General features: G+C 42.2%; 9 protein-coding genes. 4 read left to right on the plus strand and 5 right to left on the minus strand.

The genetic code is table 11. The features are described from left to right. Positions 1 to 96: 96 nt before the first annotated feature. The 4 genes from aspA (at position 97) to JCM16418_RS08005 (ending at position 5532) form a co-directional block, all read left to right on the plus strand. Positions 97 to 1506, plus strand: a complete 1410-nt coding sequence (gene aspA, locus JCM16418_RS07990) for an aspartate ammonia-lyase (RefSeq protein ID WP_036647462.1) — start codon at positions 97 to 99, stop codon at positions 1504 to 1506. Between the two features lie 290 nt (positions 1507 to 1796). Next, positions 1797 to 2891, plus strand: coding sequence for an endospore germination permease (locus tag JCM16418_RS07995; protein ID WP_036647464.1), 1095 nt, complete (start codon positions 1797 to 1799; stop codon positions 2889 to 2891). Beyond that, on the plus strand, positions 2888 to 4390 hold the full coding sequence (locus JCM16418_RS08000; RefSeq protein WP_036647466.1) for a spore germination protein: 1503 nt from the start codon (positions 2888 to 2890) through the stop codon (positions 4388 to 4390). The genes JCM16418_RS07995 and JCM16418_RS08000 overlap by 4 nt, the downstream gene beginning before the upstream one ends. Further along, complete coding sequence (locus JCM16418_RS08005; protein WP_036647468.1) at positions 4387 to 5532, plus strand: Ger(x)C family spore germination protein; 1146 nt, start codon at positions 4387 to 4389, stop codon at positions 5530 to 5532. Before JCM16418_RS08000 ends, JCM16418_RS08005 begins: the two co-directional genes overlap by 4 nt. Before the next feature lie 193 nt (positions 5533 to 5725). On the opposite strand, the gene map is transcribed toward JCM16418_RS08005, so the two are convergent. From map to JCM16418_RS08030, 5 genes are all read right to left on the minus strand, one after another. After that, positions 5726 to 6472, minus strand: coding sequence for a type I methionyl aminopeptidase (gene map, locus JCM16418_RS08010; RefSeq protein ID WP_036647470.1), 747 nt, complete (start codon positions 6470 to 6472; stop codon positions 5726 to 5728). Between the two features lie 136 nt (positions 6473 to 6608). Continuing rightward, positions 6609 to 8804: a YhgE/Pip domain-containing protein gene (locus tag JCM16418_RS08015; protein ID WP_242403749.1), complete on the minus strand. Its 2196-nt coding sequence runs from the start codon at positions 8802 to 8804 to the stop codon at positions 6609 to 6611. A gap of 209 nt (positions 8805 to 9013) precedes the next feature. Further along, complete coding sequence (locus JCM16418_RS08020; RefSeq protein WP_052020153.1) at positions 9014 to 9619, minus strand: TetR/AcrR family transcriptional regulator; 606 nt, start codon at positions 9617 to 9619, stop codon at positions 9014 to 9016. Between the two features lie 153 nt (positions 9620 to 9772). After that, positions 9773 to 10111 (minus strand): protein YmzB, encoded by a 339-nt coding sequence (gene ymzB, locus JCM16418_RS08025; protein ID WP_036647472.1) that lies wholly within the window; start codon positions 10109 to 10111, stop codon positions 9773 to 9775. A 220-nt stretch (positions 10112 to 10331) separates the two neighbouring features. Next, a complete protein-coding gene (locus JCM16418_RS08030) occupies positions 10332 to 15917 on the minus strand; it encodes a HAMP domain-containing protein (RefSeq protein WP_242403750.1) in 5586 nt (1861 codons plus the stop codon). Positions 15918 to 16220 lie beyond the last annotated feature (303 nt).

Consider the following 16220-nt stretch of genomic DNA (forward strand, 5'->3'; position numbering starts at 1 on the left):
AATCAACAAGGACGTATAATGGTAGCGAGTCTAATTGTAATAGCGTTTACAATAGACTCCTATTTTCCAGTACGTAACAGTCGGAGGTATGATTTCATGAGATTAGAAAAGGATTTTCTAGGCTCCAAAGAGGTTCCAGCCGAAGCTTATTATGGTATTCAAACCATGCGCGCAGCGGAGAATTTTCCGATTACAGGTCAGCGCATTCATCCAGAATTAATCAGAGCTATGGCAATCGTGAAGAAAGGCGCAGCCATCGCTAATATGGAAATCAAAAGGCTACTACCCGCCAAAGGCGATGCAATTGTTCAGGCTGCAGAAGAAGTTATCAACGGCCAATGGATCGATCAATTCATCGTGGATCCCATTCAAGGCGGTGCAGGTACGTCCATTAATATGAATACAAATGAAGTCATTGCCAACCGGGCTTTAGAGATTATGGGCAAAGAACGAGGTAGTTACGCCGATATCAGCCCTAACAATCACGTGAATATGGCACAGTCAACAAATGATTCATTTCCAACGGCTGTGCATTTAGCTACGCTGTCTATGATAGAGAAGCTACTAGTTACCATGGAAAACCTGCATAAAGCCTTTACTGATAAAGCAGTAGAGTTTGATGGTGTCATTAAAATGGGACGTACGCATTTGCAAGATGCAGTTCCAATTCGCTTAGGCCAAGAATTCCAGGCTTATGCTCGTGTACTGGATCGGGACATCAAACGTATTAGAGCAACGAAAGCTAATTTACTTCATATTAATATGGGTGCTACAGCTGTCGGGACGGGCCTTAATGCAGACTTACGCTACATTAAGCATGTCGCAGAAGTTCTAGCTGAATTAAGTGGTTTTCCTGTTGAGCCAGCAGAACATCTTGTCGATGCAACTCAGAATACGGATGCGTATACTGAAGTTTCCGCTGCCCTAAAAATTTGTATGATGAACATGTCCAAAGTCGCGAACGATATTCGATTAATGGCTTCGGGACCTCGTGCTGGATTGGGCGAATTAATTCTGCCTTCACGTCAGCCTGGATCCTCCATTATGCCAGGGAAAGTGAATCCCGTCATGTGTGAAGTCATTAACCAAATTGCATTCCAAGTGATTGGTAATGATCATACTATTTGTTTAGCATCTGAAGCCGGTCAATTGGAACTTAATGTTATGGAGCCAGTGCTTGTCTACAACCTGCTTCAATCTTTGGAAATTATGAATCAGGGCTTCCGTGTTTTCCGTGAACACTGTATAGAAGGTATTCAAGTAAACGAGGATCGTTGCCGCGAATATGTAGAAAACAGCGTAGGTATTATTACCGCACTTAATCCTCATTTGGGCTATGAAGTCGTATCTCGTATTGCCCGTGAAGCGATCACGACGGGAAAATCGGTTCGTGAGCTCTGCTTACTCTATAATGTACTATCAGAAGAAGAGCTCAACATCATTCTGGATCCTTATCAAATGACGAATCCAGGCATTGCTGGGGAAGCTTTACTTCATAAAGATTAGATCTTATACAAACAGGCAATACCTAAATTTTGGTATTGCCTGTTTTGTTATATCTAAATAGGTATTGGTTGTGCGATCATTTGCTGTTGTGACAAATATAGAAAGTTCGAAATGATGGTGTATAGAGTAAGAATCTAGACAGAATATATTTTTATTATTGTGAATTTTTCATATGTTGAAATTTTATAATATTGCTGCTTATTTCCATCTCTTTACATAATATCAAGTGATTTATGGCACCATATGGTAATAATTAAGCATTTAACAGTGAAATTAGGTGATTAAAGGGTATGAGCACCAGTAAAATTACTTTCGTTCAAGTCTGTTTAATTCTCATGCTGACTAACGGACTTACAAGTCACGTAATCTTGAATCCTATGATACTTGATGCCTCCGGTCGTGATGCATGGCTGTCCGTTTTATTTGCTACGGTGCTGTTTGTACCTTGGGTACTAATACTCGTGTGGTTTATGAGAAAATCCGGACAGAGTAAGCTACAACCATGGTTAGCTGCCCGAAGTAATCCTATCATTTCTTGGATTGCCGTTGCGCCAGTAATCCTGCAGCTTTATTTAATCGGCGGACTTACAGTTATGCATACCGCTACTTGGACGATTACCAATTATTTACCAGCAACTCCAAAACTGGTTTTGATTGCGTCCATAGCCTTCGCTTGCTATTACGCAGCCAAACTCGGGATTAATTCGATCGCGATAAGTTCCGGAATTCTATTACCGATCGTTGTTCTTCTTGGTATATTTGTGTCTGTTGCGAATACTCCAGTGAAGGATTTCTCTTTACTTCGTCCTATTCTGGAACATGGCATGCAGCCCCCACTAACTGGAATGATCTACGCTGGAGGTGGTTTTATTGAATTACTCATCATTATCACAATGCAGCACAGAATTAAAACCCAAGTGAAGAGCTGGCATTTATTAATCTTCGCATTAATCATCTGTCTTATGACTATAGGTCCTATTATTGGAGGAATTACGGAATTCGGACCACTCGAAGCCGCGAAACAAACAGAATCTCCTTATGAACAATGGAGACTCGTAAAAATAGGGGATTATATTGAGCATGTAGATTTTTTATCTGTATATCAATGGCTTTCTGGGGCAACGGTGCGTATCAGCATTGCCTTATTTCTCTTAGCGGACCTTATGCCTTTTAAGACTAGAGAAATGGGAAGACGTTTTATCTTAGCAATTACATTCAGTTACATTCTTCTATCCATGCTTCCAATTAGCCAAGAGCGATTTTATCAATGGGTATACCATTTTTATTTCCCCTTCTCACTTATCTCTGGAATTGTCTCCACCATGATATGGGTTGGCATTTCTTTCAGCACTAAGAAGAAGCCTAAGGAGGAGAAAACCACATGAACTCTACGAATTCAGACTCAAACCAACAATCGGAGAGTCATACTATTTGGACACAACAAAAGTTCAAACAATTATTTGCAGCAAGCGCTGATGTTCAAATGAAAGTGTATAATTTGGATCATCATTCTCACTCCTCTGAGATCATGCTTATTTATGCTGATGGCTTAACGGATACATCCCTGATTGCAAAGATTATTCTTCCGGAGCTCCATGAAATGTTCCAGAAATCTGGTTTTCTAACCATGAATCAAGGGAATTTATACAGTAAGTTACCTTTAGTACCTATGGTAGGGAATGTAAACTCTCAATTGATTGAAGACACTATATTTGATGGTCGAATCATTATATTCTTCTCACAAACGAACGAATTGTACGAGATGAGCATTAGCAAAATGCCCTTACGCACTCCCGATGAGTCAAATACAGAGATATCCATCAAGGGACCAAAAGATGGTTTCGTTGAGGATATTTCTACTAATGTAGCTCTGATCAGAAAACGGATTCGTAGTAATTCTCTTTGCTTTGAAGAACAAATCATGGGCAGGAGGACTAGAACTAAAGTAGGCCTATTATATTTCCGTGATATTATTTCACCAAAAATTCTTAACGAGGTTCGAAATCGGTTATCAAAAATTGATCTCGATGGTCTTTACACCGTTAATCAGTTAGAGGAACTCCTTGTTGATTCTAAATACTCACTGTTTCCTCTCATTGATACCACTGGAAGGCCAGATTATGTCGTTGCCTGTTTATTAAATGGCCGATTTGTAATCATTGTAGACGGAAATCCAATGGTATTAATCGGGCCAGGTTCTTTGGCTTTGCTTATGAAATCACCCGAAGATGTCCATTTCAATTACATTTATGTATCCGCTGTTCGTTTGATCCGTGGACTCAGTCTCTTTCTGTCCATCGTACTCCCTGCCTTTTGGGTTGCCTTAACCGCTTTTCATCAGGATGAGATACCTTACCGGCTTATGGCCACTATTGCTACCGCTCGGCAAGGACTTCCTTTCTCCGCGCAAATGGAACTTTTCTTGTTGCTACTGCTCTTAGAGATTTTTCGAGAAGCAGGCGTGCGACTGCCTAGCTCCATTGGACAGACTCTCACCGTTATTGGGGGCTTGATCATTGGTGATGCTTCTATACGTGCTGGTCTTGTTTCCCCCTCCTCGGTCGTTGTTGGGGCGATTACGGCTGTAACCGGGGCGACCCTTGTGAATCAGGCACTTAGCTCTGTAGTGAGTGTTCTTCGTTTCGCGTTATTTCTAATCTCTGCTATTCTCGGGATGTATGGTCTCATTCTTGGATGTATTGTACTTGTTATTTACATTTCAAGACTTAGAACATTCGGAATATCCTATTTATCACCGATTTCACCATTTAAGGCCCCAGATTTTATTCGTTCTATTCTTCGCTTACCGTGGACAAAGTTGAAGAACCGCCCATCATTTCTGGACACCATAGATTCCGATCATCAAGGGGATGATAAACCATGAAAAAATGCATACAATGGATTGCCTGCGTTGCTTTATTAATGTTAGTACCAGGCTGTTGGAATGCAAAGGATATTCAAAGTATGGCTTATGTAACAGCTCTTGGTCTGGATTTTGTCGATGGAAAATATAAGAGTTACGTTCAGGTGCTCAATTTCTCTAATATCGCTAAAAATGAAAGTGGGGAATCGGGGAAACCCGTTCCCATATGGGTGGGTAAAGGAGAAGGGAAAACGTTCACTGAATCTTTAACGACCATGTATTCTACTTCACAGCGAAGAATTTTCTGGGGACATTTGAAATCAGTTATATGTACCGAGAGAATGCTTAAGCATGGCGTAACAGAAGCATTTGATATGCTTAACCGTTACCGTGAAGTTCGTTATAACATCCTTATCTATGGAACTAAGGAGCCTTTACTTGATATTCTAACGCAAAAATCTATACTGAATCTCTCGCCATTAGAAACCATTTTAGATTCACCTAGTCAAATCTACTCTCAGCGTTCATTTATTTTGCCTGTATATGCATTCAAGGCTAATGCGCAAATGAATGAAACTAGCTCACCTGTTATGTTGCCATCCATTTCTCTTGTGAGGAACAAATGGTATGAGGATAAAAAAGAGATGCCTATGTTTCGAATTGATGGTTCTTATTTTTATCATATGAAGAAGCTCACAGGCTGGCTGTCAGAAGACGATTTAAAGGGCGCGAGGTGGATCCAGCGCAAACTTGAGCGTTCTCCTATTAACATTCCAGACAGTCAAGATCCTACTGCGGTTCTGATTATCGTGAAGCCACATTATCAATCCATTCCTATTTTTGAGAAAAATAGGGTTCGATACAAGATCAAGCTTACTGCCGAAGCTTATTTGGATGAACTTATTCGTGATACACCTCAGCAAAAGATGGAGCAGCAGGCTGCAAAAGTAATTCAAGATGAGATTATGATGAGTTATAAAAAAGGTCTTGCCATTCAATCCGATATATTTATGTTAGATGAAAAATTATATCGAAAATATCCGATAAAATGGCATGAATTGCATCGACATAAGGATTTTATATTAGACGAGGATTCTCTAAAAGATATACTCGTAAATGTTCAGATACTCAATTCAGGGAAATACAAGGAGAGAATTCACTGATGCCTAAGATCCATAATTCACTTGAGGCTATACATTGAAGGAGCAAGTTTCACTAAGGGGAATATTTGGACTGCCGGCCGCTGTTGTCTCCTGATTTCTTGAATTGTACCGCTGTTCGCGGATGAAATCCGGAGACATAAAAAAGGCGAATTCTCACTCCGAATGTAGTGGAATTCGCCTTTATCATTTCTTACTATTGTGCCGTCAAAATAAGAGGTCCATCCGCTGTGATCGCAAGCGTATGTTCGTACTGTGCGGACAATCCGCCATCCATTGTTCTTGCAGTCCACCCATCGCTATCCATTTTGCTGCGGTAGGTACCAGTATTCAACATCGGTTCAATGGTAATAACCATTCCCTCTTTCAAACGGGCACCCACATGTGGTGGACCATAATGAGGTACTTGTGGCGCTTCATGCATTTGCTCACCGATCCCATGACCAATGAACTCACGAACGACAGACAAACCCTCTGATTCCGCATAGACTTGTATGGTATTCGAGATATCGCCAATGCGATTACCGATAACTGCTTTTTCGATACCTTTGTACAAGGATTCCTTTGTCACATCCATCAGATGCTGAGCTTGCGGGGATATTTCGCCTACAGCATAGGACCAGGCAGAATCAGCAAGCCATCCGTTTAAATTTACGACCATATCAACGGTGATAATATCACCATTCTTCAATACCGTTTTACCCGGAAAGCCGTGGCAAATGACATCATTAAGAGAAGTACACGTTGCATAAGGAAAGCCATTATAACCCTTTTGCTCGGGTGTAGCTCCGTTCTTACGCATAAATTGCTCAGCAAAACTATCGATCTCTAAAGTTGTAATTCCCGGTGCAATCAAGTTTTTGATTTCCCGGTGACAAGCGGCTAGAATCTCGCCTGCTTCTTTCATGCGCTGAATTTGATCTTTGGTTTTGATAATAATCATGGTTCTCCCTCATTCCTGAATGATCTTCTTATTATACCCAAACTTTCCTCACTCTTAAATGCCATAGGGATAATTGATTAAAAAAGCCCCGACCCCAAATATTGGGGTCAGGCCTTCGTTCTTGTATTTCAGTCCATTATGATACGGTAACAGCCAAATCAGACTTTTCGTTATCAGATGACTTTTTACGTCCTTTGAATAGGAAATAACATAACGTAAATAGTAGGAAAATAGCTGCATCTATCCCTAGAATACCTGCCTGTCTCCATACAACATCGAAATTCCCACTGGAAATAATCGCTTTATATCCTGTAACACTATGAGACATAGGTAACCATGGATTCAATGGCTTCAGCCAGTTTGGAATCAGTTCCAGCGGGAATGTACCTGCACTGGTGGCCAATTGAAGGATAAGTAGAATAATGATAAGGAATCGGCCTGGCATATCAAACCATGTGACCATGGCCTGCACAATAAACATAAAGGTTATGCTTGTAATAAAGGAGAACAAGAAGAAAAGCGGTATACTTTTTACTTCCAGTCCTAATCCATATAATATAATGGCAGCAGCCACGACGGATTGGAATAGGCTCATGCCTGCAAAAGATAATGATCGGCTCACAAAGCGACTAAATCCAGATGCGCCTGGAACCGTAGTGCCATTCACAGATATGACGAGCGTAGAAATAAGTGCTCCTACAAATAATCCTAATGACATAAAGTATGGAGTTAATCCAGTTCCGTAATTTGTAACTTTACGATCTGTATTCTCTTTCGTTTCCACCGGACTTGCAAACATATTTACCAGTTCGTCCGTCTTCTTCAGTTCTGAAGTCTTGGAAGCAGCATCATTCAATTTGGTTTCTAGCTCCTTAGAGCCATCATCCAATTTAACAATACCTTCCTTCAAATCTCCAGCGCCGTCATTCAGCTTTTGCGAACCATCTGCTAGCGTAGTCAAACCACCGGCAAGCTTACTAACACCGCCTTGTAGCTTCGATGTACCATTGACAAGCGATTTTGCGCCGCCTAATAAGGTTTGGCTTCCACCAGCAGCTTCAGATAGCTTGCCACCAAAAGTCTGTAGACCACTTACTAGCTTGTGTTGACCTGCAGTCAACTGCGCTGCGCCCTGTTCAAGCTTCTGTTGGCCTTGGAGCAATTGATCGCTTCCTTGAAGCAGCTGCTTCTGTCCTGTGTGAAGCTGTGTTGCTCCGCTAAGGAGCTGCTTTTGTCCTGCGTGAAGTGCAGTCGCACCTTGCGACAGCTTTTCCTGTCCTTGTACAAGCTGTGTGCTACCGTCAGCAACAGCTTTACTGGCTGCAAGCAGCTTCTGTACTTGTGGATTAGAAGCAAGCTCTGGGTCAGCTTTAGCTAGCTGCTCTAACCCATCTGCTACACCCTTAGCTCCAGCCGCTACTTTATTCGTACCGTCTAAGGATGATTGCAATCCTGTTGCAAGATCCGAACTGCCTTGCTCGGCTGATTTCAGGCCTTCCTCAAGTTTCGCACTGCCCTGCTCAGAACTCTTCAGACCAGTATTCAGCTTATGGGTACCCGTTACTGAATCTTGTAAACCTTTATGAAGCTGGGTTCCACCCTGCTCGGCCTGAACAGCACCAGCGGTTAACTGCCCTTGAGCTGCATTTAGTTGTTGTAGACCACTTGCAAGGGTACTCGTACCCTTCTCCAATTGTCCCGCACCTGTGTTCAAGTCTCCAGCACCTTTACTAAGCGGTACCAGGCCATCCTTAGCTTCAATTGTACCTGATGCAAGCTTCGCTAAATTCTCTTTGAGTGTGTTCGCACCATTATTTAGCTCACCCGTACCATCGTGTAGCTTGCCAGCACCTTCACCTGCATCCGCAAGGCCATCAGAGACCTCCTCAAAGTTATCTAGCAAGTTCTCCGTATAAGACTCTGTTACCTTAGCGGATACTTTAGCTTTAATATCTTTAATTGCCGTATTTCCGATTTGGGAGGCTACGAAGTTATAGTCTCCATTCGGTTCGTACACAATATCGGCTGGCTCGGGTTTATCATCCAGAAGTGTCGTCGCTTGACTAGAAAAGTTTTCAGGTATCGTTATTTTCATATAATAGCGATTATCCTTAATTCCTTGTGCCGCCTCTTGCTCACTGACAAACTTCCAATCAAAATCCTTACCCTTCTTCAGCTCATCCACTAAATCAGAACCAATATGAAGTTCTTTCCCTTTCAACTCGGCGCCATGATCCTTATTCACCACAGCAACCGGCAACTGATCCAAATGACTGTATGGATCCCAAAATGCTGCCAAGTATACACCACTGTACAAAATGGGAATAAACATAACGGCGATCACAGGGATCAATACCTTTGGGTTTCTCAAGGCCGAGCCAGATCTTTGAAAAACACAGAAATGGCGTTCATGTAACGGTAATCCCCCTCTTATGATATGTCTGACTATTTCTCAAATCCGGTCATAAACGCACGAAGAGAAAAGCTCCAAAGGCGCTGCTCTAGAGCATTTCTTACACCCAAATCATGATTTCATGATATTTACTGAACAGCTAAACCTTCCTCCAAAAACAAACGAATATGCTCTTGAATTTGTTGCTTACTTAAAGGCTCATGGATTTTATTCCATTCGGAAGTCAAAGCAATGTACATCTTGAACATTAGAAAAGATACAATCTCCGAATCGCATTCGCGAATTTCTTGATGTAATATCGCGTGCTTCACTTCTTTATCCAAATAGTTCAGAATAACGCTCTCCACCCGGGTCATAGCTTCCTGTGATTGGGGAGTACCAAAATCCCGGACCTCCTGTGAAAGCTTAACCAGCAATTCATGTTCACTGCGGAATTCAAGAAGTGAGTCGAGCACACGAAATAAATTATCAAAAAATACTTTCTGATGATCTACTTCTCGCTCAATGATCTTCTTCATTTCCGAAATGACATCCAGCAATATCTCATCAAACAGCTGCTCCTTTGTATCAAAGAACGTGTATATCGTACCCTTGCCGACATTAGCGATTTTCGCGACCTGATCCATCGTGGTCGCTTTGTATCCAAATAAGGAAAATGACTGGGTAGCCGCTTCTAAGACCTGTTTTTTTCGATCAACTGGTGGTATGATCCGTCCCTCCCCTCTCTTATCCATTATATTTGAGTTGTTAAGTACGTATGACCGTTTTGTTAAAATAGTCATAATGCATTCCATTACTTTACCACGTTCTTGATCATATGACAAAGTTTTAATATAAGGGATTGTTAAGTCATCATTCTTGAGCTTAACAATCCCCTATTCTAAAGGTTACATATCCAGCTTGATTGTATACTTCGCACGCTCTGTTTCAAGTACAATCCGACTCTGCTCCGTTTGAACATGAGACAATCCATCTAAAGGAATTTCGAATGTACTTTGTGGAAGAGGGCTCTCCCCCATCTCATTTATAATACTACCCGGGCCATGTAAGAATAACTTTCTTCCTTCTGTATATTCATCCAACCCCGGAGAGCTCTCCTTAAATTCTATTTCTTCTAATTGTACACGAGTTGTATCCAAATCATCCTGTTCCTTCTTCTCGATGAGAACAGGTTGATTCATATGCTTATTAAACCACTCAATCACATGCTGTAATTGATCACTCATGGATAAAACCTTCCTTCTGCCAAATTTATGATGCCTACTAAGAGTCTAACCATTCCACAACCTAACAAAACATGGATTTACTCCATATACGCAATACTAGGATTCATTAAATTTTACCGGATGAACGTATCCATTTAAAAAGGCTGGAGCCCATCCATTGGGCTCCAGCCTTTCATCTATTCCATGCTTATAAGTATTCTATATTTCATAATTTGAATATTTATTCTGATAACTCCGCCTGCTCTGCACTAGACCTTGATTCCGCTGCGCCTAGCCAGCTACGAATCATAGATAGCAAGTGAGCACTGTTTACCGGTTTGGTAATGTAGTCCGAAGCACCTGCTTCCAGACATTCTTCCCGGTCACCTTTCATCGCTTTTGCAGTCAAAGCAATAATTGGCAATTCCTGAAACTCCGGTTTCTGGCGAATAGCTCTTGTCGTTTCATAGCCGTCCATAACTGGCATCATAATATCCATTAAAACAATTTCGATATCTGGAGTTTCTTCCAGAACACGAATGGCCTCATGCCCATTCTCAGCTGGAATGACCATCATGTTATGTCTCTCAAGAATGGTCGTCAGCGCGAAAATATTACGAATGTCGTCATCCACCACAAGTACTTTCTTAAACTTAATCATCTCATCCGACTGATACAAGTTCATAATGGTTTCGCGCGGCCCATCTGGAAGATTATCCGCTTTTCTATGAAGGAAGAGACTTGTTTCATCCATGATTTGCACAGCTGTCCGCACTTCTTTAAGAACTGCTGTTTTTTTCAGCTCCTCAAGCTCGTCCTCTTCCTCAAGACTCCATTTCTCACTACGGTTGAGTACGACTGGAACATATTTATTCTTCAACGTTTTTTGCATCTCACGTACAAAATGTAAAACGCCCATATCCTTCAAATCATTATCCACAAGCACACAATCATAATGCTTACTCTTAAGCTGGTTCAGCGCCTTACGTGCCGTATCGACGGCAACAATATTAACATCCTTATTATTGATCCACTCCGTGAATTCCTTACGGCGCGTATCGTCACTTACAACAATAAGTAGATGATGAACCGTCTGATCTGCATATCGATTCAATTTATCTAGCGTGTTGTCCATCTCTTCATTGGTAACAGGCTTACAAATATAGTCGTAGACGCCCTTTTGCATCAATTCAATTTCATCTTCCTCAACCGTAATGACACAAACCGGAATGTGGCGAATATGAATATCATTCTTCAAATGTTCAATAACCATCCAGCCATCCATATCCGTTAGCCGCAAATCAAGTGTAATCGCTGCCGGTTTATATTTACGTGCAAGCTCAAGCGCATTCGAGCCCTTCATGGTGATGACTGCCTTAATATTTCGCTTATGCAATGCTTCAAGCATAATTTCATTAAACTTCATGTCATCTTCAATAATCAGAAATACACGATCACCAGGTTCAATGCAATCACGGTCATCATTGATTTTTGCATCCGTCTTTCGCGTATAGACTAGTTTCTGCTCAGGCGGAGTTACATCAATAACTTCCGGTACATATTTGGCATGTATCATAGGCGTTGGAACATCGATATCAATCGGAAGATACAAATTAAATATGCTGCCTTTTCCAGCCACACTGTATAAGGTTAATTCGCCACTGAGCATGCTCGAGATTTCACGTGATATCGCAAGCCCGAGTCCAGTCCCCCCATATACACGGTTCGTACTGCCATCAGCTTGCTGGAATGCCTCGAATATGATTTGCTGCTTCTCTTCTGGTATGCCAATTCCTGTATCGCTTACTGAGAAGCACAGCACAGCTTTAGCTTGATTTAATACTTCATTATTGTCATTCCAACCCTCAGTTGCCGTCCGTAGATGAAGAACAACCTGTCCCTCTTCCGTAAATTTAAAAGCATTCGAAAGCAAGTTTTTCAAAATTTGTTGAACACGTTTAAAATCCGTTACGATCGTTTCTGGCACATTGGAATCCGTTTTGATCATAAATTCAATTTTGCTAATATCCACCATATGACGGAAGGAGCGATCCATACCATCCAATAATTCTGGCAAGTTCACTTCACTATAATCTGGCGTAACTGTACCCGATTCAATCTTGGAGAGATCTAGAATATCGTTGATCAGACTTAGTAACTCAAGCCCTGAATCTTGAATCGTCTTAGCAAATTTCACCTGATGGTTCGATAAGTTCTCATCCGGATTCTCAGCGAGCTGTTCAGCTAATAATAGCAATGAATTTAGCGGTGTACGCAGCTCATGCGACATATTGGCTAAGAATTCAGATTTGTATCTTGAGGTCAGTGCAAGTTGTTCAGCCTTCTCCTCTAGGAACTGCTTCGCAACCTCAACCTCATTGTTCTTGCTCTCTACTTCTGCCTTTTGGATCACCAACATCTTCGCTTTATCTTCCAGTTCATCATTCGTATGCTGCAGCTCCAGTTGTTGATGTTGCAGCTCTTCTGTTAGTGACTGTGATTGAGTTAGCAGTTCTTTCGTCCGTTGATTCGCCTGCATCGTATTCATTACAATTCCAATAGATTCTGTTAATTGGTCAAGGAAAGCAACATCAATGTCACTGAAAGATCTGAACGACGCTAGTTCGAGTACACCAAGCACCTGCTCCTCGAAAATAATCGGCATCAGAACGATATTTAGTGGTGTTGCTTCACCGAGTCCCGAAGATATCATCACATAATCGTTAGGTACGTTCGTAAGCAGAATCCGCTGCTTTTCAACCAAACATTGACCTACTAATCCTTCACCAGCACGGAACTGATTAGAGAGATGTTTACGCTGCTGATAAGCATAACTTGCAAATAAAGACAAAATCGGCTCTCCGTTAATGAGTTCATTGATATAAAATACACCATGTTGCATAGAAATGAGCGGAGCTAACTCAGACAGGATCATCTTGCTTATCGCATTCATATCTCGCTGACCCTGTAGTAAGCGAGAGAAGTTAGCTAGATTTGTTTTAAGCCAGTCCTGCTCTGTATTGATCCGTGTCGTCTCTTTGAGATTACGAATCATCTCATTCACATTATCTTTCAATGCGGCAACTTCACCTGCCGCTGCAACATCAATGGTACGTGACAAATCACCCTTCGTAACGGCTGTAGCTACGTTCGTAATCGCTCGCACCTGCGTCGTCAGTGTACTTGCCATATAGTTAACGTTATCGGTCAAGTCGCGCCATGTGCCTGCTGCTCCAGGTACACTCGCTTGCCCGCCAAGCTTACCTTCCGCACCAACTTCTCTGGATACGGTAGTAACCTGATCTGCAAATGTAGCAAGTGTTTCAATCATGTTATTGATTGTATCCGTCAGAGCGGCAATTTCACCCTTGGCCTCTACCGTAAGCTTCTGATTCAAATTACCGTTCGCTACAGAAGTCACGACCTTCGCAATTCCCCGCACTTGATCCGTTAGGTTCGTCGCCATAATGTTAACGTTATCGGTCAGATCTTTCCAAATACCTCCGACACCCCGAACTTGCGCTTGGCCTCCAAGCTTACCGTCCGTACCTACTTCACTTGCAACCCGTGTAACTTCAGATGCAAATGAATTCAGCTGGTCCACCATGGTATTGACTGTATTCTTCAGTTCTAGAAGTTCACCGCTAACATCAACTGTAATTTTCTTGGATAGATCCCCATTCGCAACGGCTGTGGTAACACCGGCAATATTACGCATCTGTATGGTCAAGTTGCGAGTCATATTGTTGACGGTATCTGTTAAGTCTTTCCATGTTCCCGATACGTCTTTTACATCTGCTTGTGCACCAAGCTTACCTTCGGTACCCACCTCGCGAGCCACACGTGTAACTTCAGACGCGAAGGTGCTGAGCTGATCTACCATCGTATTCATGGTATTCTTTAGCTCTAGAATTTCACCTTTGGCATCAACTGTAATCTTCTTCGATAAATTCCCTTTCGCTACGGCTGTAGTAACATCAGCAATGTTACGCACCTGATCTGTCAAGTTACGGGCCATGTTATTAACGCCCTCCGTCAGATCTTTCCACGTTCCGCCTACCCCTTTTACCTGAGCCTGTCCGCCAAGTTTGCCTTCGGTTCCTACTTCTCTGGCTACGCGGGTGACTTCAGAAGCGAAGGTACTGAGCTGATCCACCATCGTGTTAATGGTGATTTTCAGCTCAAGAATCTCACCCTGCACATCTGCTGTAATCTTTTTGGATAAGTCGCCGTTCGCTACTGCGGTTGTGACAACCGCAATGTTACGCACTTGATTCGTCAGGTTCGAGGCCATATAGTTAACACTTTCTGTTAAATCACGCCATGTACCTGCAACACCTTTAACCTGAGCTTGTCCGCCAAGCATGCCGAGTGTACCAACCTCCCGTGCTACTCGCGTAACCTCAGACGCAAACGTACTGAGCTGATCTACCATCGTATTGATGGTATTCTTTAGTTCCAGAATTTCACCCTTGGCATTAACGGTAATATGCTTAGATAAGTCACCCTTAGCTACTGCTGTCGTGACTTCGGCAATATTACGCACCTGATCCGTCAGTGTCCCAGCCATGAAGTTAACGCTGTCCGTTAAGTCCTTCCACGTTCCTGAGACATCTTTAACATCAGCCTGACCGCCCAATTTACCTTCCGTGGATACCTCACGAGCTACACGAGTTACTTCTGAGGCAAAGTTACTAAGCTGATCTACCATCGTATTGATCGTACTCTTCAGCTGTAGGATTTCACCCTTCGCATCAACTGTAATCGTCTTTGAAAGGTCACCCCTTGCTACGGCAGTCGTGACTTCAGCAATATTACGCACCTGATTCGTTAGGTTACTCGCCATATAGTTAACGCTTTCCGTTAAATCTCTCCATGTACCTGCTACACCGCTTACTTCAGCCTGTCCACCGAGAATACCTTCGGTTCCTACATCTCTTGCCATTCTTGTTACTTCTGATGAGAACATAGATAGCTGATCTACCATCGTGTTGATCGTATTCTTCAGCTCTAAGATTTCACCCTGAACATCAGCTGTGATTTTCTTCGACAAGTCCCCGTTCGCTACTGCCGTTGTAACCACTGCAATATTACGGACTTGATTGGTTAAGTTGGAGGCCATGTCATTTACGCTCTCTGTCAAATCTCTCCATGTACCAGATACGCCTTTAACATTAGCTTGTCCACCCAGTTTACCTTCTGTTCCTACTTCGCGGGCCATACGTGTAACTTCTGATGAAAATGTTGATAATTGCTCCACCATCGTATTAATCGTATTCTTCAGCTCTAAAATTTCACCGCTTGCATTCACTGTAATTTGTTTAGACAAATCGCCTCTAGCCACAGCTGTTGTAACCGTAGCAATACTGCGAACTTGATCCGTCAGGTTGGTTGCCATGTTATTCACATTTTCAGTTAAGTCTTTCCATGTACCCGAAACACCTTTTACATCTGCTTGACCACCTAAGATTCCTTCTGTTCCTACCTCTCTCGCCACGCGAGTCACTTCGGAGGCAAACGTACTTAATTGAGTAACCATCATATTAATATTATTAGCAGATTTTTTAAATTCACCTGTGAGTGGTCGTCCCTCAAATTCAAGTTCAACATTCTGGGAAAGGTCACCTTGGGCTACAGCGTTAATAACACGGACCATTTCACTAGTCGGTTGAATTAAATCGCTGACTAGGCCATTAAGGGAGTCCACTCCCTTTTCCCATGAACCTCCTGTGTTTTTATGAACAAATCTACGAGTTAGCTTCCCCTCTTTACCTACCACTTTAGCTACCGTTTGGATTTCAGTAATTAGACTTTCCTGCATATCCATAATTTCATTAAATGTATCCGCAACTTTACCTGCGATCCCCGTGTGATCATAGGCATTCGATAAGAAAAATCACCTTTCTTCAAAGCCATTAAAGCATTTAACAATTCTCCGTTATGTATTTGATCGTTCATAGGTTCCGGTACTACATTCTGATCCGACATCTTATTTACCCTCTTTCGACACTAAATTTTCTATTTTGAGCATTTGTGCCTGATCTTTTCTACCTTTTAGTTTACTATTTCAAAGCTGTATTGTCATTATTCTGATGTTTCCTATAAGAATGAACCGTTGAATCCCCTCGCT

The organism is Paenibacillus pini JCM 16418, assembly GCF_000576305.1.
Taxonomy (GTDB): Bacteria; Bacillota; Bacilli; order Paenibacillales; family Paenibacillaceae; genus Paenibacillus_AQ; species Paenibacillus_AQ pini.